Origin of the sequence: Pseudoalteromonas sp. US3C1004 (assembly GCF_048401065.1) — a bacterium.
Taxonomy (GTDB): domain Bacteria; phylum Pseudomonadota; class Gammaproteobacteria; order Enterobacterales; family Alteromonadaceae; genus Pseudoalteromonas; species Pseudoalteromonas undina.
This window is the reverse complement of sequence record NZ_CP183073.1, coordinates 3,232,317-3,250,068: the sequence shown is the minus strand read 5'-3', so window position 1 is coordinate 3,250,068 and position 17,752 is coordinate 3,232,317. Positions and strand designations below refer to the sequence as shown.

The window sequence follows — 17,752 nt, the reverse complement described above, 5'->3', positions numbered from 1 at the left end:
TAACCCCGTTAAAAACTGGGAGGGTGAGAACCCTCGACAGGGTTCGATAAAATGTCTGGAACAGTTTCGGCCGCTGCAAGCGTCGCGTAGCGATTGATTACATGGATGTAAGCAAGTCTATCCCTCCCTCTCCACCATTACTGAATATAAGCCACTTAATTGTGGTTTTTTTGTGCCTGAATTTTAACAACCTATGGAATTGTTCGTTTTGGAAGGCATACTTGACTTAGGCTATTAAATTAAACAAATTGTATGGTGTTACAACTTAGTGCATTATAAATGGTACTTTAAACCAGCTTAGGTTTAACCATGGCAAAGCTAATATTACTTCTGTGTTTTTTTGGTGCCTGCACTGTCAGCATGGCAAATGAAGTGACGGTTTTTAAATGCACCATTAAAGGGGTGCCGACTTTCAGTCAAACTCCATGCGCTAAAGACGCTAAAGTGATCACGCTTAAAAACGTCAACATTATGCAAACCAATGCATTGCAATCTGAAAATGCCCTAGTTATCGATACCTCAGTTGATGACTACCTTGAGGTGCAACAAATAGAGCGCGATATTGTGCAGCTTGAGCTTAAAATAAAGCAATACCAACAAGAATACGCACAAAAAAAACAGCAAGTCGGTTACATGACCCAAGATAAAGCAAATCGTTTAGGCGCTAATTCGATTGCAGATGCAATTGCTACAGAAACTGCGGTACTTAAACAAAGATTTGAACCGCAAATAAAACAAGCACAACAACAAATAGCGGCACTCACTCAAAAAAAACAACAGCTTAATCAGCAGCCTTAATTACCTTTTTCACCGTAGCAATAAACACTTGTATCTCTGACGCTGTATTGTATATGTGCGGTGAAATACGAATACCGAGTTTGCGCACATCCACACTTATGTTTGCTGCCTCCAATGCCGCTAATACGGTTTGTTGATGCTCTGCAAAATCTAAAATAGCGGTACCACTGCACTGATCTTTATCGTTTGGCGATACTAAAAAAGCCGTCAGCTGCTGCTGAAGTAACGTTAACAACGCTAAATTATGCGCTCTCACTTTATCCACACCAAACTGGGCAATATATGCAATGCTATCAGCGGCAATAACATAAGGGAGTATAGAAGGCGTACCGCCCCAAAACCTAAGTGTTTTAGCGTTATATTGAAAATGCGTAATATCAAACTCGAATGGATTTTGATGTGAAAACCAACCAACATCTTTTGGTTCACATTGCGTTATTTGCTTTGGATTTACCCATAAATAGGCCGCACCTGGCCCCCCGCATAACCACTTCACACTTGAGCCAATCATAAAATCGGCATTTAACGCCGTTAGATCGACAGGGATAACCCCTGCCGATTGCGCCACATCAATTATTGAGAGTGTATTCGTGACTTTACTAAGCGCCACAATATCGTTTAAAGGAGCTTGTACACCCGTATTAGAATAAACATGACTAACAAACACACCATCAATCTCTGGGGTTAAATATCGCTGCCATACCTGCCTATCACTTAGATCTTCATGCTCGGGGATGAAACGTATTGTTGCACATGCAGGGAGTGCTTTTTGCATTACAAACCCCATACTTGGAAAGTCGGCCTGCGCCATTAATACCGTGCACTGTGGTTTATTAAATACGGGGTGCGACATAAGCAATTTAGTTAAACCACTAGATAAGTTAACCTGAGGACAAAACTGCTCACTTGGCGCATTAAATAGCCGCCCTAATGCACCCGTAAAATTTTCTATAGCTGGTAGCCATTGCTGCCATGGCTCTTTAGCACTTTCCTGCCAAGGAGTAAAAAACTGCTCAGTAGCATTTTCTAAAGTACTTTTTAGAGGACGACCAACAGAGTGGCTTAATAAATAGCAGCCCCTTGGCATACAAAAATCATTTTTAGCCATATTAGTTAATCCACTGTTTTAGCGTATTTAAGTCATCAAAACGCGTATTAATATCGTCTCGCTTAGCTGCTGCACGTCTATCCCTTAATTTAGCTAAGGAATCTAGCAGTACCGGTAAAGGTGGTCCACTGGCAGTTACTTTGCTTATATGCTGTTGTTGCATTTGCAGTGACGGTTGGGCAATAAACTTCTCAACCAACTGATTATGATGACCGATAGCGGTGTCACCATGTAATTTACACACTTGTATAAATAGTTTGCCGTGCTTTTGAAACCACTCTGTGTGTTTATATTGCTCGGCTTTTAAGAAGTCATCCATAAAGCTTTGCATACGCATGGCTTCTCGCAATATTTGTTGGTCCTCTGGCATCATATATAAAAATTTATCCACCAGCATTTGTGAGTAACTCGGCTCATTGGCACTGCAAAGCCCTAACAGCATATCAATAACATTAATGCCGGCAAAATCTCCCGCATTTGCACCACGGTAAACCTCTTTACCTACCCGGTAAGGCTTGTAGTATGGGCGTACACAATTAAAAAAACGCTCGGTATTAAGTTGAGTATACAAGGCATTATTCGACGCTATTACATCAATAAGTGCCGTTTTAACCACCTCAAGTAGTTCAGCCGTGACTGGGTGTGAAATACCTAATGGCAGTATTTTTAGTAAAGCATCACTCGCGCGCTTATACGCTAAAATACCTTGGGTGTTGTAATCTAAAAACAGAGCTTCATCATCAAGATTTGTAAACCGTTTATAGGTGCCATTAATGGCTTTATTATGAGTGGTTAAATGTGCGGTGGCAAAACGAGGAGTTACTCCAATAGAAGCACCAATATGCATAGCAAGCGCCGATGCTTCTATCAGCGGTGAACTATTCTCTCTGCTTGGCTCTGTAATTTCATGTCTACGACAAGCCGCCATAAACAAACCGACATTACCAAGTAAATCAAATGCGCTATCAAATCCTTCGTCGGTATTACCTTCGGCTAATAAATCGCTGATCAACGCATTACCTTGCTCTTTCAAGGTCTGCTTTAAGTTATCCCCAACCCCTTCAACATTTGCTTTATCATCTTGTTGCCAATACAACTCTTCTAACTGAGAGTTTAGAGCAACAAACTCAGACCTAATCCAATTATCAAATTTAGCGGTGTAAGAACTCATAACTTTATCCTGTTATTATTATTTTTAATGCTAGCAAAGATCCCAGAGGTTAAAACGCTAAAAAAAATAGTAAAAGCAGTTATTGTTAGCAATAATCACTATTACTAGACATATAATTAATAAGATTCTATAGCCATGTTAGATAATAAAGATCAGCAGCTACTCGTTGCCTTGCAATCGCAAGCCCGAATGTCGGTATCAGAATTAGCCAATACCATTAATCTCTCGGATACTCCTACTCTAAGGCGCATTAAAAAACTTGAGCAAGAACAGGTTATTATTGGTTATCACGCAGCTATTAACCCTAAGTCACTCAATCTTAATGTACTGGTTTATGCTTTCGTGCGACTGTGTCAAAACTCAGTGAGTGCTGCACAACAGTTTGAACAACATGTAGAAAAACTACCGCATGTACTTGAGTGCTCAGTGATCTCAGGCAGCCACGACTATTTATTAAAAATTATCTCTCAGGATTTAGAAAGTTATGAGCAGTTTGTAAAGCACCAACTGGGAAGCTTAAGCTGTATCGCCAACATAGAATCAACCGTTGTATTAAAGCAGTCATTTAGTAAAAAACAGTTACCACTTTAAAAAATAATACTATTTAGTACTGATTCGCTATACTGAGATTCAACTATAAAAATAATATTAAACAAGGATGCATGTGAAGATTTTTCGTTCAACATCCAGTTCTTTTGCTTTTTACATATTGTTTGCGGTTGCTTATTTTGCAACTGGTAAGTTATTAACTAATTTTGCCTTTCAATCACAAGTAATCCCTATCTGGCTCCCTGCAGGTATTGCCCTAGTTGGCTGTTTTATCTGGTGGTGGCGTTTTATTCCAGCATTATTTATTGCCTCTGTCGCCTTTAATTTAAGTACCGGTGATAACGTTATTACTGATCAAGTTTTAATTGGCAATACATTAGAACAGGTGTTACTAATCGGCTTTGGTGCTGTACTACAAGGGATGATTGGCGCAGCTTTTTTAAAATACTGGCTAGGTCATCCGCTGTTCTTAAAGAAGCGCCAATCAATAATTTATTTTATTTTTATCGTTGGTATTGTCGTTAGCCTAATATCGGCCAATATTGGCGTCTATGCTTTAAGTCAGTTTAACCCTGCTTACAGTATTGATAATCATTGGAGAAATGTTACTTTTTGGTGGCTTGGTGATTCTCTTGGTGTGCTGATCGCAACTCCTTTTATATTGGCGTTATTACAACCTAAATTTAAACGACATTACTTCACCCCACTACCTACCATCGCAGTTTGCTCGGTATTATTCATCTCTGTAGCTTTTACCACAAAGCTATATAATCAAGAGAGTTATTCAAATGCGATACAAATTGCCAAACGCGAAACATCTATCATTGAAAACAGTTTACTGAGCAATTTAAACCTCAGTCAAATAACCGTACAAAGCCTTGCAAGCCAAATACAATCAACACCGACTTTAAGCAAGCAAGAGTTTGATATTTACAGTGCTCAACTATTGGCTGAGCATTCATTTATTAAAGCATTTTCATGGAACCGCAAAATTAACCAGGCTCAGGTCAGTGACTTTAACAAACAGCTTGATGAAATTTATAATACACACAACTTTGCTCCGAGCATTAAAGGCGCCCCATTATCAAACAACGATCCATTGGTGATTATCACTTATATTGCTCCTTTGTCAGAAAACCAATCCGCCATAGGTTTTAATCTCAACTCTCGTAAAGATCGTCGTGAGACTTTACTCGATCCACGTATCAAAAATCGCCCTGTCGGTACTAAAATAATTCAATTAGTTCAAACACAGCGACCTGAACCCGCGTATTTATTATTTTCTCCTGTGTATCAACAAAATAATGAGATTGCATCAATTAAAGGCTACGCAACAGGCGTATTTTTAGTGAAAAACATACTTGCTCAATCGCTTACCAAAGCACAAAATAAAATGTTTAATATCGCTATTTATGAAGCCAATGCTATTAATCCGTTTTATTCAAACGTCGAAAACAAACCAACTAAAAGCAATAAACTTACAACTATCGAAATTAATTTTGCAGGACAAACATGGCTAGTAGATTTAGCGATTAAAGATGAATTCTTACCGCATCAAACTAATAATATGACACTCTTTTTACTTATTTTACAGGTCATTGTAAGCTCACTCATTTTACTTATATTACTGTTGTTTAATCATCAACACCTTGCACTTTCACGTTTGGTAGCAGAGCGTACTCGCTCTCTCGTTAAGGCTAAACAGCATTCTGATTTGGCAAATCAAGCTAAAAGCCGGTTTTTAGCAAATATGAGCCATGAAATTCGCACCCCGCTTAACGCTGTGATCGGCTTTTCAACCTTAGCTAAAAATGAAGATAGTCCTGAAACTCTTTCTGATTATTTAAATAAAATTAATTTAGCATCTAACTCATTATTAAGTTTAATCAATGATGTACTCGATATCTCTAAAATTGAATCACAAAAACTAACCTTAGAAGTTGCTCCTTTTGATTTGAATGCTCTTCTTGCTCGGATCAGTAGCATGTTCGAGCAAAGCGCTGAACAAAAAGGTATTAACTGGAAAGTTGATAACCAATTACCAACCGACATTTGGTTTGAAGGTGATGTTATGCGAATTGAGCAAATTTTATTAAACCTGTGTAGTAACGCTATTAAGTTTACTTACGAAGGTGAAGTAAGTATTAGCGCATACAGCAAGGAGATCGCCGATAAACGTCATCAAATTACCTTGGCTATTAGGGACTCGGGTATCGGTATTGCCGCTTCAGAGCAAAGTAAATTATTTGATGCATTCACCCAAGCTGATAGCTCAACATCACGTAAGTTTGGTGGTACAGGGCTTGGTTTGGCAATCGCAAAAGAACTTAGCTTATTAATGTCTGGAGATATCAAAGTACAAAGTGAGCCAGGTAAAGGCTCCACTTTTACTCTGTCTGTCGAGTTAAATACCTGTGCTGTACAACAAGTAACGGCGAAGCACTCGCAACAGCATGTTGATTTAAGCAAACTAAAAATACTGGTTGCAGAAGATAACAGCGTCAATCAATTAGTGATAAAAGCAATGCTTAGCTCTTTGGGGATCACCCCAACATTGGTTGAAAATGGAGAGTTGGCAGTAGAACAAGTTAAAATAAATGACTTCGATTTAGTGTTAATGGATTGCCAAATGCCAGTTATGGACGGTTACCAGGCCACCGCATTGATACGGAAAACTAAAAGTGCTGAACAATTACCTGTGATCGCCTTAACCGCTGATGTAATGCCTGAAGATAAAGCCAATGCCTTAGCAATTGGTTTTAACGAACATCTTGCAAAACCTCTCGAACTCGATAAGCTCACACAATGCTTATCTCAATATATCGAGCAGGATGAACCATAAGGTTTTATCCAAAATAGAAAACCGAATATGGCTGTCGAATTATTATCAAAATTAACAAGTAACACACAGACAACAGTAGTAGGCAAAGCATTATGAGCCACTTTTCTCACAGTTGGTTTAATAGTATTAATCAAATTGATGCTACACAGTGGCATCAATTTTTTGGTAATGACCCATTCACCCAACATGCTTTTTTATACGCACTTGAGCAAAGCCAATGTGTAAGTGCTAAAACAGGTTGGCAGCCTCATCACTTAGCCGTTTATGAAGGCGATAAACTCATTGCGCTTGCCCCTGGCTACTTAAAAGCGCACTCCTACGGTGAATATGTATTTGACTGGGCATGGGCTGAAGCTTATGAAAAAAATGGCTTAGATTATTACCCTAAATGGCTATGTGGTATTCCCTTTAGCCCGATTGAGGGACAAAGAATACGTATTATGCATAGCAATCCAAAGCTCGTGTATAAGTACATAACAGAGCAACTTAATAGCCACTGCGCAGAACAGGCATGGTCAGGCTGGCATGTAAACTTTTGCGACAAAGCACAAGCCACCCACCTTTATGATATCGGTGCTATGCGAAGAATCGGCGTGCAGTTTCAATGGTTTAATAATAACTTTAAAGATTTTGACGATTTTTTAAAAACCTTTAATGCCCGAAAGCGTAAAGCCGTTAAAAAAGAGCGCGCTAAAATCACAGAGCAAAATATCAGTATTGAATGGCTCAAAGGCGAGAAAATCACTACCGCTACAATGCAGCTTTTTTGTGAGTTTTATCAACGCACTTATTTAAAACGATCGGGTCATTTAGGCTACTTAAACAGTGATTTTTTTAGCTTGTTACACGCTTTAATGGCTGACAAATTGCTCATTATGCTAGCCAAAAGAGACCAGCAAGTAATTGCCGCCACCTTAAGCTTAATTGATGATAATACCCTTTACGGCCGCTATTGGGGTGCTAGTGAAGAGATAGATTCGCTTCACTTTGAGCTGTGTTATTACCAAGGGATTGATTATGCTATTAAGCATAACATTCAGTGCTTTAATGCTGGGGCACAAGGAGAGCATAAAATCGCTCGTGGTTTTCAACCGGTAATCACTTACTCTGCCCATCACATTGTTCACCCCGATTTTAATAATGCCATTGCAGATTACTTAGAACGCGAATGCCAACATATCGAAGTTTACAAACAACAATGTAGCACTTTATTGCCGTTTAAAAATGAGTAACTGATTATTTGCAGGCATCGCAGTATCGCTGAGTAACTTAAGCCCATATTGGACTGCGAGCTGCTCAACCGCTTCGAAATCACGAATACCACTAAGCGGATCGCGACTTTGCAATAAACTATTAAATTCATCATTACTGGGGCTGGTAAACTCCCCTTTATATTTGAAAGGGCCATATACACACACCACCCCTTGCTGGTTTAAGTGCTGATTTACTCCAGCAAAAAAACGCGTAATTAACTCCCAGCTCACTATGTGAAAAGTATTAGCAGTATATACCGCATCCACTTTATTTACTGGCCAAGAATAGTTTAGATCAAGTAATAAAGGCGGATGCAAGTTTGCCAGTTGCACCTCATCATGCCATAACTTTATTCCTTGATGATTAACCTCTCGATCACTGGTATACCATTGTAAATGTGGCAATTTTTTGGCAAAGAAAACACTATGCTGACCCGTCCCCGAGCCTATCTCAAGTACTGATGCTGCATTTTGCAATGCAGGCTGCAAAGCCTTAAGTATATGATTTTTATTATTTTCGCAGGCTTGTGAAAACGGTTTGGTCATACTGATGCACCTAAATTGCAAATGAATGCACAATAGTAAAACAAATTTCAGCTATTCTGTCGTGAGTAAATTGACCAAAATAATAAAATAACATCAATTTCAATACGTTAAATTATCTTTACCGAGCTGGTACGCTATATGCTTTTATTAAATTACTCACTTAATGAGTACTAAACTACAAAAGGATAACATTATGTATATTTCACCTTATACCGCAGTAGATGCTGCAATGGCAGTTACAGACAAAAGCCTAGATAAAACGAGTTATGAAACAGATTGTAGAGCAACGGTTATCGACTTACTTTCTCATGTAAAAAATACTCAAAAGGCACAAAACAAACATGAAACAGACCAAATATTTATTCTTGGCTACAATTAAAATTCTGTTTAGCCTTGTAACCGGCTGTTTATATAAATACATCATTTAAGTCGACTTAAAATCAGTTTAAGTCGACTTTTTAGTTTTAATCCCACTTGTTAACTTGCCTTGACGCCCTCTACTTTTTAGCTATACCGTTGTAAATAGTAATAACAGCACCATATCTTTTTATATAGCGTAGTTAAATGTCATATATTCTCTTTTATAGGAGTACTAATGAGTAACTTTAGAACAGAATCAGATAGCATGGGCACACTCAACGTGCCCGCTGACGCACTTTATAAAGCACAGACCCAACGCGCCATTAATAACTTTACGATCAGCAGCCTCACAATGCCGCAACAATTTATTATTGCCTTAGCGTATATCAAGCAAGCTGCTGCAATAGCCAATTTCAAACTAGGTCATTTAGATAAAACGAAAGCAAATGCGATCGACCATGCCTGCCAAGAAATTATTGATGGTAAGCATTATGAGCATTTCCCCGTTGATATTTTTCAAACTGGCTCAGGTACTAGCTCAAATATGAATGCTAATGAGGTCATTGCGAGCTTAGCCTCAAAACATGCTAACCAAGATATTCACCCAAATGACGATGTGAATATGGGGCAAAGCTCTAATGACGTTATTCCCACTGCGATTGCTTTGAGTAGTGCGATCAGCGTTGATAAAAAATTACTGCCAGCACTAGCAAATTTAGCAGACGCCTTAGAGCAAAAAAAAGCAGACATCGGCCACATAGTTAAAACTGGGCGCACTCATTTAATGGATGCAATGCCAATAACTTTTGAGCAAACACTCAGCGCATGGCAATCGCAGGTAAAGCATGCAGCTAGCGGTATTGAGCATGCACTAATACGTGTCTGTGAGCTAGCGCAAGGTGGCACAGCAGTAGGTACAGGTATTAATGCCGACCCACAATTTGCCGCTCTATTTGCCACACAGCTAACTGAAAAGGTAGGGATTCAATTTACCCCTAGCGATAACTTTTTTTATAATATTGGATCACAAGATGCGATTGTCGCTTTATCAGGACAGCTAAAAGTCTATGCAGTTGCACAAATGAAAATAGCCAACGATTTACGTTGGATGAACTCAGGCCCACTTGCGGGACTTTCAGAAATTGAACTTGAAGCATTACAGCCTGGCTCATCAATTATGCCGGGTAAAGTGAATCCGGTGATCCCAGAAGCCGCTGCAATGGTTAGCGCCCAAGTCATTGGTAACGACGCAACCATTACGGTTGCAGGCCAAGCTGGCAACTTTGAGCTTAACGTAATGCTGCCGGTAATCGCTTACAATATTTTGCAAAGTGCCGAGATACTCGCTAATAGCGCGCAAGCGTTGGCAGATAAAGCCATTGCTAGCTTTAAAGTTAATCAAAATCAGATTGATAAAGCATTAACTAAAAACCCGATTTTAGTGACTGCGCTTAACCCTGTTATTGGCTACGAAAAAGCAGCAAAAATTGCTAAGCAAGCTTATCAGCAAGCACAGCCAATTATTGATATCGCTGAGCAAGAAACCGACTTATCGCGATCAGAATTAGAGGCATTACTCAATCCAGCTAAATTAACGCAAGGCGGGTTAACTTAAAAACTCTCCTTATCACCTCTTTAATATGTTGATAGTAGAGTTTTTATTGCTGTAATGAATGCACAGTGTATGATAGTGATGAATAATTCATCACTATCAGGAACGATTATGCGTACTCCATTACTCGCTCTACTGCTACCGCTTTGCTTAACGGCGTGCTTAGAAACAACCTCAAATAAAACTGAGCAAACTAAAACCAATGCGGTAGAAAATACGTCTACGCCGATACCGCAACAAAAATTACCACAAGCGAATAAGCAAAATAAAATAGCACAGCCATTACCAGCTGATGCAGCAAAAGAAGTGTCGCTTAATGATATTAAAACAGCAAAAGATAAGCTAAACAGCCTCATAGCAGATAAGCAATGTTCAACGAGTTCACAGTGTAAAGTGAATGCTGTTGGTAGCCGTGCCTGCGGTGGGCCGAGCGATTATATTGTGTACTCGACACAAAGCGCCCCCCAAAAACAGGTTTCAGCCCTAAGCGATACAATTACTCAATTGGAAAGTACTTATAATGCGCAAAAAGGCATGATGAGTATTTGCCAACATTTAACTGCGCCTAGTACCCAGTGCGTTGAAAATAAATGTGTTAAACTTGAAGGCTCTGCGGTAAGTGTATTTTAAGGATTAGATTATGAGTTGTTTGTCATCCGTAATTAAACTATCAGCTGCCAGTGTTGTCATGACTATACTACTTAGCGGTTGCAGTAGCGCACTAACACCAAGCACAGCTCAAAACGCGAGTGAATCTGTTTTAAATACTCAGCTTAATGAGCTTACAAGTAATAAAAGCTGCACAGCCAGTTATCAATGTAAGGTGTTAGGTGTTGGCTCGCGTGTCTGTGGGGGACCGAGTAAGTATGTTGTGTATTCAACATTAAATAATTCTCAAAAGCATGCCGAGCAATTAGCACAAAAAATCACTCAGCAAGAACAAAAAAATAACACTGCGCTTGAGTTCGATGACTGTTCACCAGTGCTAGAAGTTCACTCTTTATGTATTGATAACCAATGTAAAACCGTTAATTACCAGTAGCAGTTCGTTTCGGTGTTAATTTAATAGTGGTATTAACACCGAAATAACCACTACCATGAAAATACATACACCAGCCTTAAAAATGTATTCCAAAGGCATGTTCTTTTGTACCCAATAAGCATATATAAAACGCACAAAGTAGCTTGCCGCTGTGCCAAATAACGCAAACATAAGTAAGTAGGCAATCAATATAATATTCACAGCTGCACTTCTTTAGAAATAATAACCTCAGTGTAAGTATTTTATATAAAGAAGGCAAAAGGGTTACTTAGTCTTTTTTGTATGCTCAATGAGTAGATCTGCTACCTGTTGCTTTACCGCTCTTTTATCATCTACTGCAACTTCAAACCGACTAGCCAATTGCGCTATTTCATCATCATTTAAATTAAACGATAAACGCTGCCGTGTTTTTTTAGACTTTACATCAAGGCCTAAAATTTTGCGGATCATATCTGAGGGAGTAAGTTCTTGGTCGATAGCTTGTTTTTTTATCGACTTTTGTACCTCACTACTCAAATCAAAGGCCATTTGCGTGGCGCGCACAGCTTGCTCTTGGCGCAACCACTTGTCTTTAGCATCACTCACTGGGCATCTCCAGGAAACAAGTCAACAATATCGCTAATTGGGCGAGTTAATGTCAGTGATACTTCTGTTTCACCTCCCTCCCAAATTTCGATATTAACGCTATGCCCTTCATCGGGTGACGCTAAACAAATCATTTCACAGGGTTCACCACCGTCTTGCTCATAGCGAGGTAGCGCTTGGCCACGAAAATCTTTATTATGAAAATAACATACATAAGGTGATTCGCTTTGTTGATAACTTCCAGCTAAAAACTGCATAAAGCGCTCAGGCGTATTTTTAACTGTAATATGCGTTAACGATTCTTCATCAAAAATACGTGAAAACTCATCCAAACCAAATACTTCATCAACATCATCACGCTGAATCTTTATTGAGAAATTAGCCCACTGCTCACCATCGTTTTGTTCTATTTGTAAAAACACCACTTGGCCTGTGTTAGTTTCAAGTACGAATTCAGTATCACTACTATGTTGGTACTGATACGTTTGCACATCAATAACGCGAAGTGTTTGGCCTTTGAGCCATGCAGGATAAGCAAACGAGTCAATCACTGTAAACATGTCACCTTTTTTAAGGTCACTCGCGTGATTAAGCTGACGTTCTGGCTTTTTTTTAGATTTGAAAAAATTAAACATATAAGGTGCCTCTGTAAGCAAAAAAGGTAACGGAGCAAAACTCGGTTACCTTTTTAATATGGTTCTAAATGTTAGCTATTTTGCTTCGCTTTAATGCGCGCTAGAATATCAGCACTTTTTGGATTGGTATCACCAATACCTGCTTCAGCCATTTTAGCTTTTAAATCATCGCCATTAACATCTGCTTCTAGAGACTTTGCAGCACCTAATTGATCAGTACGGTCTTGTTGGCGTTGCTTAATACGCTCAAGCGATTGACGCGCCGACGTCATCGACGAGCTATTAGTATTAAGCGTGCTATTTACAGCCATTGTCGCTTGTTGAACGCTTTCTGTGGTTTTAACCATAGTAAGCTGACGCTGGTTTTCTTTAATTGATTTTTCAGCATCTTTAACTTGCTGCTTCAACGTCACTATGTGATTAGTAAAGCCCGCTAACACTTGCTCGTGTTCGGCTTTCTCAGCTTCAAAATCACCAATTTTTTCTGCAATTTCTAATGCTAATGCTTCATTCCCTTTTTCAAGGGCTTGACCTGCATACGCTTCGTGCTCAGCAATTGATGCATCTACTGCGCTAATTTTACGTTTGGTTTGCATCTCTTTAGCCATTACTTCTGTCAGGCTTTTTTTAGCACGATTCAGTGCATTTTGTGCATCGGCAATTTCTTGTTCAAAAATACGAATACCATTCGCATCAACAATTGCTTCGCCCGCTTCACGCGCGCCGCCACGTACCGCTGTAAATAATTTTTTTAAAATACTCATAATCTTAACTCCAAAAACTTGTTTATATCCTATTAGGTAAAGTGAGAGCCATATACTATTTGCTATCAGTACTTACCTAGGCGGGTATCCTAATCGTTTAAATACAATGTCACGGCTTCTAGTGCATCAATTGCGTTATCAGCTAATGTCACTAGTTCGTGGGTAACGTCATCTAATGATGAATTTACCGAAAGTGCACCAAAAATCGCGTATTTATTATCAATTTTAGCAAATGCACTTAGCGGAATTGGCACGTTTAAACGCAGTAGTGTTTCGTTTAACTCGTCGCGTAACTCGCTTTTTACTTCGTCTTCACCAAACAAGTAGCTAATACATAATAATTGCTCTTGTGTTTGGGTAACAAAAATTGGAAGCTCATCGTTTCCATCAACAATGACTTGTAAAACATCTTGCTCACCTGGATTGGCAATCAAGAAAGACTCAAAGTTAGCCCCCTCAGTTTCAAAAGACGCTAATTTTATTGAAAGTTCATTTAATTCCATGTCTCTGCCTTTTTGTCGTTTGACATATTATGTCTGAGTTAAGATTCGCATGGTCGACATATTATGTCAACCATGTTTTATTAGTTTTTATACAATTCACTTTCTATTTGCCAAGCAGCTCGGTAATAATCATATAAGCGACCAGAGCCTAACCTATTGACTTCAATATCGTTAACTTGTTCAAAATAGTTATTAGGAAATGCAAAACTGGCTAATAAATATTTTTTACTAATCCACCGAGATGGCACTGGCATATCCGTTATATTGCTAATACGTGCACTTGGTGATTGACCCATTTTAGTAGCAATAGTCCACCCCCACTGACCAAACGAAGGGATGTTTTGCTGATATTGCTCTACATAATTAAAACCTGCGGCTTTCACCGTTTTAGCAATACTTAAAAATGCCTTTTTCGCATGATAAGGCGAGGTTGACTGTACCGCCATAGCACCATCAGGTGCCAATAATTGGCGCACATGGTTATAAAAATAGTCGCTATACATCTTATTCAGATCGGGATGATTAGGGTCTGGCAGGTCAATTAGGATAGTATCGAACTGCTTTGACTGATCCAGTAGCCTCTCAACTTCTAAAAATGCATCACCCACAATAATATTTGCTCGGGGGTCATGCATCGATTCATTATTGAGTGCCACTAATCGCTGTCTAATATCATCAGGCGGTGTGTATTTGTTATCTTTATGACCAAATAAATTGAGTAGCTGTCCATCTAAATCAATTAAAGTTACTTCCTCAACCGGCCACTTTAATACATCACGCATGGCCAATCCGTCACCGCCACCAATAATCAAAATACGGTCATGACGATTAGATGCGAGCATTGCAGGATAAACAAGCATTGAGTGATATATTTGCTCATCAATACTTGAGAACTGCAAACGACCATTTAAGTATAGGTCGGTGATAGGCTGTGGCTGATTTTTACTTAAGCGTTCGGTTAACACCACATGCTGGTATTTCGTTGCTTGGGAATAAATAACTTTATCTTTGTATAGTACGTTACTTAGGTTATCCATCCAGCTACTACCAAACTGCAAAATAAAAGCGAATAGCACCAGCAGTAATATATGGCAAACCAATAGCAACTTAGCAAAGCGTACATAGCTATGGTAACGCCATAAAAAGGCAAGGCCGGCAATAATATTAAATAGCGCTGTCCAAGCGGCGGCTTGCATTATTGGCATCGCGAGCATAATACTCACCCAAATTGCCGCGCCAATACCAGCGCCAATATAGTCAGCTCCATATATAGTGCCGGCGTTATTTTCTAAAAAACGTCCATAAACATGCTGGCGAATACGCGCAATAAGCGGTATTTCCATACCAATAAATAGCCCTAATATTAAGCCAAATACATAAGGTAAAAAGCGAGACCACTCTTGCAGCTTTTGAAACACGTAACCATTAAGAATAACGTCAGGGGGAATATTAAAAATACTTGAGAATAGATGAGGGAGTGAATAACTAACAGCAATGATACTGGCAATGGCTAATATACACCCCATACCTATGAGCGCAATAATGCTTTCTAGCCAGGCAAATGCGGTAAAGGCATCTTTAAACCAACGCGCTAAAAATGCACCCATCCCCATAGCTACAATCATAGTGCCTATCATGGCGTAAATTGCACTCTCAACTGAGCCTAGTACTCGGCCAGCATAATGAGAAAGTAAGTATTCATAAATAAGGCCGCATCCTGCGAGTACGGCCATAACAGTGATCAGTAAAATATCATGCCCAAGTAAATTAAATTTACTTGGGGAAGCTTGAGTTGATGACACGTGATTATGCACCCAGTAGTGTGGCCATAGTGATCCCGACAGCAAATGACACAGCTGCGGAAATAGCGGCAACACCCACATTCTTTTGGCGATTCACTTCATCTGAAATATTACATCCAGCAAGAATGATTTTAATCGTCAGTAAGTGCAGTAAAATGAAAGCAACCAAACAAACAACGGCACTTAGCGCCCAGTAAAGTAAACTCGCGTTAATATTATCGGCAGCATAGGGAGCAATACCTGTTGCAGCAGTAATGGCTAATGCACTACCAATTAAAAAGCCGGCATAGCGAACACCTACTGCTAAATTACCATCAACAATGGCTTGTTGTAGGCAATCACCGCTTTTATTGGTGCGTTTAAATAACTGCACTCGGTATTGGCTTACTAAAAGCAGTACCACACTACCAATCACAAAAGCGGCAATCACAATAGGAATGCCATGCCAGCCTTCGGTAGCAACCCACAATAGTGCAGAGCGAATAACCACTGCAACACTAACTACATGGCCAAAATCAATAATTGACGCAGTAACGTTACCTTTGACTATTTCGTTATGTAAGCTTACTTTACGCAATGCCACTTTATCTTGAAAAAAGTGACCCAGCTTTATAAGCAAAATTGCTAATGCACCATAGCCAAGCATTAACAGAGCTTCTTTTTGTAACGTAGCAGCAAAAGCACCACTACTTACACCCGTTAATACAATCGCAAGGGCAACTAAGCCAGCGGCAAAGCTTATTCCGAATGCAAAGTTATCTCGCTCGGTAATTTCATCATTAGCATGTAAATTAGACACCCAACCTTTAATATACTTTAGGCTCACAAACAGTAAGATGATAATTGCAAAGTCTACTGACAGTGCTTGCAAAGACCACATAGTTATTCCATTAAATTCATACATATTATTCTAACTCCAACGTTATTCTTTACTTACCACGACTTACGCCGCGCGAGGTTCTGCTACTGCTATTACGAACCGATCCTGAATTATTGCTATAACTACTCGCTCTTGAGTAACTGCTGCGACTTTTAGGCGGCGTATAACTGCTGCGACTCAAACCTGATGCACCTGTTTTTTTACTCGCATAAGGACTAGTAAACTGCTTGCCTTGGCGTTGGTAAGATTGTCGTGTACGTGTTTCTAATGCACTTTGGGTTTTTATTTGTTTAGGGCTTGAGTAACGAGTACGACCATAGTCATTGTAGTAACTATACTTGCGGCGTTTACTCCAACTTCCGTATTCAACTCGGTCAAATACATCACCCAAAATACGGTACATGCCGTACCATTGCCAAAAACTAATACCGCTACTATTCGTTTGCCAATTACCATAGTTAGGATTACCTACCATTTGGTTACCAACCCCTTGGCCTTCAGCTTTTTGGCTTATAGCACCAACTCGTGCCAAAGAGCCATTCGACATATCCGCAAGCATATTAATAGGATCGGTTAAGGCATCAGAAAATAACGTTGGCTTTACTGCCTCTCGCAATAAATCAATATTGTATAGCGTATCTTCGTAAGGAGGGATTAAGTAATTACCCTTAATGTCATCAAGGCGCTGGGTTAAACCACTATAAAGCGCTCCCTGGCGTGTGGCATCAAGGCTAACAACATCAACAACTTTACTGAGTTCAGGTTGTTGCTGTTTAAGGATACGACTGTATTCTTTAAGAATAGTCGCATTGCGTATACTGCCATTATCAAGTGCTTTACCAAGCTGAGTAAGCTCGACATCGGCCTTTTTAATGGACTCTTGAATTGTTTGTTGTAGCTGTTCTTCTTTAGATTGACAACCAATCAGTGCTGTAAACAAACAAAACAGGCTGAGAAGTTTCCAAGCTTTTATATTCGACATTCATGTCACCTGATTTACTAAATTATCCTAGATAGTTTTACACAGGACAGTTATTAAACCAACAATGAAATTGCAACAAGATGATAATTTAGGGACTAGTTTAAAGATGCAATGAGAATAACTAAGATCAGTAAAGAGAGAGTGCTGATGGTAATACTTCAAAACTAAGGGCTTTAGGCTTAACACTGACTTGGATTTGGAGTAAGTATACTACTTTGCAGCGACAGCGCAGTAGTATGTCGTGGGATTGGGTCTGTTCAATTCTCTTCCTTTAACCTAATATCTTTCAGCTCGAACCTTCTTTTTACTTTATTCCAGAC

General features: G+C 39.3%; 19 protein-coding genes. 8 read left to right on the top strand and 11 right to left on the bottom strand.

Going from position 1 to position 17,752, the window contains the following annotated elements; all coding sequences use genetic code 11:
* Nucleotides 1-309 precede the first annotated feature (309 nt).
* Entirely contained in the window at nucleotides 310-798 is a 489-nt protein-coding gene (locus tag ACNSN3_RS15155) for an RNA-binding protein (RefSeq protein ID WP_418607985.1), read from the top strand.
* Here ACNSN3_RS15155 and ACNSN3_RS15150 read toward each other — a convergent pair.
* A complete protein-coding gene (locus tag ACNSN3_RS15150) occupies nucleotides 782-1,906 on the bottom strand; it encodes an aminotransferase class V-fold PLP-dependent enzyme (protein WP_418607983.1) in 1,125 nt (374 codons plus the stop codon). The genes ACNSN3_RS15155 and ACNSN3_RS15150 overlap by 17 nt on opposite strands.
* Nucleotide 1,907: 1 nt before the next feature.
* Nucleotides 1,908-3,077: a PrnB family protein gene (locus tag ACNSN3_RS15145; RefSeq protein ID WP_418607981.1), complete on the bottom strand. Its 1,170-nt coding sequence runs from the start codon at nucleotides 3,075-3,077 to the stop codon at nucleotides 1,908-1,910.
* Nucleotides 3,078-3,212: 135 nt separating this feature from the next.
* Between ACNSN3_RS15145 and ACNSN3_RS15140 the strand changes: the two genes are divergently transcribed.
* From ACNSN3_RS15140 to ACNSN3_RS15130, 3 genes are all read left to right on the top strand, one after another.
* Nucleotides 3,213-3,668 (top strand): Lrp/AsnC family transcriptional regulator, encoded by a 456-nt coding sequence (locus ACNSN3_RS15140; protein ID WP_010392556.1) that lies wholly within the window; start codon nucleotides 3,213-3,215, stop codon nucleotides 3,666-3,668.
* A gap of 73 nt (nucleotides 3,669-3,741) precedes the next feature.
* Nucleotides 3,742-6,468, top strand: a complete 2,727-nt coding sequence (locus ACNSN3_RS15135; protein ID WP_418607979.1) for an ATP-binding protein — start codon at nucleotides 3,742-3,744, stop codon at nucleotides 6,466-6,468.
* 92 nt (nucleotides 6,469-6,560) lie between these two features.
* Nucleotides 6,561-7,700: a GNAT family N-acetyltransferase gene (locus tag ACNSN3_RS15130; RefSeq protein WP_418607977.1), complete on the top strand. Its 1,140-nt coding sequence runs from the start codon at nucleotides 6,561-6,563 to the stop codon at nucleotides 7,698-7,700.
* On the opposite strand, the gene ACNSN3_RS15125 is transcribed toward ACNSN3_RS15130, so the two are convergent.
* Nucleotides 7,677-8,267, bottom strand: coding sequence for a DUF938 domain-containing protein (locus ACNSN3_RS15125; RefSeq protein WP_010392551.1), 591 nt, complete (start codon nucleotides 8,265-8,267; stop codon nucleotides 7,677-7,679). The two genes, ACNSN3_RS15130 and ACNSN3_RS15125, sit on opposite strands and share 24 nt — an antisense overlap.
* Nucleotides 8,268-8,460: 193 nt before the next feature.
* Here ACNSN3_RS15125 and ACNSN3_RS15120 point away from each other — a divergent pair, with 193 nt between their 5' ends.
* The 4 genes from ACNSN3_RS15120 to ACNSN3_RS15105 all read left to right on the top strand — a co-directional run bounded on the left by ACNSN3_RS15120 (nucleotide 8,461) and on the right by ACNSN3_RS15105 (nucleotide 11,281).
* Entirely contained in the window at nucleotides 8,461-8,646 is a 186-nt protein-coding gene (locus ACNSN3_RS15120; protein ID WP_008113269.1) for a hypothetical protein, read from the top strand.
* 216 nt (nucleotides 8,647-8,862) lie between these two features.
* Complete coding sequence (locus ACNSN3_RS15115; RefSeq protein ID WP_418607975.1) at nucleotides 8,863-10,242, top strand: class II fumarate hydratase; 1,380 nt, start codon at nucleotides 8,863-8,865, stop codon at nucleotides 10,240-10,242.
* A gap of 108 nt (nucleotides 10,243-10,350) precedes the next feature.
* Nucleotides 10,351-10,869 (top strand): hypothetical protein, encoded by a 519-nt coding sequence (locus ACNSN3_RS15110; RefSeq protein ID WP_418607974.1) that lies wholly within the window; start codon nucleotides 10,351-10,353, stop codon nucleotides 10,867-10,869.
* Nucleotides 10,870-10,879: 10 nt separating this feature from the next.
* Nucleotides 10,880-11,281 carry a hypothetical protein gene (locus tag ACNSN3_RS15105; RefSeq protein ID WP_418607972.1) on the top strand — a complete coding sequence of 134 codons (402 nt, stop codon included), beginning with the start codon at nucleotides 10,880-10,882 and terminating at the stop codon, nucleotides 11,279-11,281.
* A gap of 15 nt (nucleotides 11,282-11,296) precedes the next feature.
* Here ACNSN3_RS15105 and ACNSN3_RS15100 read toward each other — a convergent pair whose 3' ends face one another.
* The 8 genes from ACNSN3_RS15100 to ACNSN3_RS15065 all read right to left on the bottom strand — a co-directional run bounded on the left by ACNSN3_RS15100 (nucleotide 11,297) and on the right by ACNSN3_RS15065 (nucleotide 17,432).
* Nucleotides 11,297-11,482 carry a hypothetical protein gene (locus tag ACNSN3_RS15100; RefSeq protein WP_021033113.1) on the bottom strand — a complete coding sequence of 62 codons (186 nt, stop codon included), beginning with the start codon at nucleotides 11,480-11,482 and terminating at the stop codon, nucleotides 11,297-11,299.
* A gap of 63 nt (nucleotides 11,483-11,545) precedes the next feature.
* Nucleotides 11,546-11,866, bottom strand: a complete 321-nt coding sequence (locus tag ACNSN3_RS15095) for a hypothetical protein (protein WP_010392540.1) — start codon at nucleotides 11,864-11,866, stop codon at nucleotides 11,546-11,548.
* Nucleotides 11,863-12,501: a DUF4178 domain-containing protein gene (locus ACNSN3_RS15090; protein ID WP_010392538.1), complete on the bottom strand. Its 639-nt coding sequence runs from the start codon at nucleotides 12,499-12,501 to the stop codon at nucleotides 11,863-11,865. The genes ACNSN3_RS15095 and ACNSN3_RS15090 overlap by 4 nt, the downstream gene beginning before the upstream one ends.
* Nucleotides 12,502-12,572: 71 nt before the next feature.
* A complete protein-coding gene (locus ACNSN3_RS15085) occupies nucleotides 12,573-13,265 on the bottom strand; it encodes a PspA/IM30 family protein (protein WP_055013441.1) in 693 nt (230 codons plus the stop codon).
* A gap of 89 nt (nucleotides 13,266-13,354) precedes the next feature.
* Nucleotides 13,355-13,768: a YjfI family protein gene (locus ACNSN3_RS15080; RefSeq protein ID WP_008113284.1), complete on the bottom strand. Its 414-nt coding sequence runs from the start codon at nucleotides 13,766-13,768 to the stop codon at nucleotides 13,355-13,357.
* Nucleotides 13,769-13,848: 80 nt separating this feature from the next.
* The gene (locus ACNSN3_RS15075) at nucleotides 13,849-15,570 is read right to left on the bottom strand and encodes a polyamine aminopropyltransferase (RefSeq protein ID WP_418607969.1); all 1,722 of its coding nucleotides are present in this window, start codon (nucleotides 15,568-15,570) and stop codon (nucleotides 13,849-13,851) included.
* Between the two features lie 4 nt (nucleotides 15,571-15,574).
* Nucleotides 15,575-16,474: a DUF350 domain-containing protein gene (locus ACNSN3_RS15070; RefSeq protein WP_075170889.1), complete on the bottom strand. Its 900-nt coding sequence runs from the start codon at nucleotides 16,472-16,474 to the stop codon at nucleotides 15,575-15,577.
* Between the two features lie 25 nt (nucleotides 16,475-16,499).
* Nucleotides 16,500-17,432 (bottom strand): CHAD domain-containing protein, encoded by a 933-nt coding sequence (locus ACNSN3_RS15065; protein ID WP_418607966.1) that lies wholly within the window; start codon nucleotides 17,430-17,432, stop codon nucleotides 16,500-16,502.
* Nucleotides 17,433-17,752: the final 320 nt, after the last annotated feature.

What these genes read in the sequence shown, in the direction of transcription:
- ACNSN3_RS15155 (WP_418607985.1), top strand. Translation starts at nt 310, where the DNA reads ATGGCAAAGCTAATATTACTTCTGTGTTTTTTTGGTGCCTGCACTGTC.
- ACNSN3_RS15150 (WP_418607983.1), bottom strand. Translation starts at nt 1,906, where the DNA reads ATGGCTAAAAATGATTTTTGTATGCCAAGGGGCTGCTATTTATTAAGC.
- ACNSN3_RS15145 (WP_418607981.1), bottom strand. Translation starts at nt 3,077, where the DNA reads ATGAGTTCTTACACCGCTAAATTTGATAATTGGATTAGGTCTGAGTTT.
- ACNSN3_RS15140 (WP_010392556.1), top strand. Translation starts at nt 3,213, where the DNA reads ATGTTAGATAATAAAGATCAGCAGCTACTCGTTGCCTTGCAATCGCAA.
- ACNSN3_RS15130 (WP_418607977.1), top strand. Translation starts at nt 6,561, where the DNA reads ATGAGCCACTTTTCTCACAGTTGGTTTAATAGTATTAATCAAATTGAT.
- ACNSN3_RS15125 (WP_010392551.1), bottom strand. Translation starts at nt 8,267, where the DNA reads ATGACCAAACCGTTTTCACAAGCCTGCGAAAATAATAAAAATCATATA.
- ACNSN3_RS15120 (WP_008113269.1), top strand. Translation starts at nt 8,461, where the DNA reads ATGTATATTTCACCTTATACCGCAGTAGATGCTGCAATGGCAGTTACA.
- ACNSN3_RS15115 (WP_418607975.1), top strand. Translation starts at nt 8,863, where the DNA reads ATGAGTAACTTTAGAACAGAATCAGATAGCATGGGCACACTCAACGTG.
- ACNSN3_RS15110 (WP_418607974.1), top strand. Translation starts at nt 10,351, where the DNA reads ATGCGTACTCCATTACTCGCTCTACTGCTACCGCTTTGCTTAACGGCG.
- ACNSN3_RS15105 (WP_418607972.1), top strand. Translation starts at nt 10,880, where the DNA reads ATGAGTTGTTTGTCATCCGTAATTAAACTATCAGCTGCCAGTGTTGTC.
- ACNSN3_RS15090 (WP_010392538.1), bottom strand. Translation starts at nt 12,501, where the DNA reads ATGTTTAATTTTTTCAAATCTAAAAAAAAGCCAGAACGTCAGCTTAAT.
- ACNSN3_RS15085 (WP_055013441.1), bottom strand. Translation starts at nt 13,265, where the DNA reads ATGAGTATTTTAAAAAAATTATTTACAGCGGTACGTGGCGGCGCGCGT.
- ACNSN3_RS15080 (WP_008113284.1), bottom strand. Translation starts at nt 13,768, where the DNA reads ATGGAATTAAATGAACTTTCAATAAAATTAGCGTCTTTTGAAACTGAG.
- ACNSN3_RS15070 (WP_075170889.1), bottom strand. Translation starts at nt 16,474, where the DNA reads ATGTATGAATTTAATGGAATAACTATGTGGTCTTTGCAAGCACTGTCA.
- ACNSN3_RS15065 (WP_418607966.1), bottom strand. Translation starts at nt 17,432, where the DNA reads ATGTCGAATATAAAAGCTTGGAAACTTCTCAGCCTGTTTTGTTTGTTT.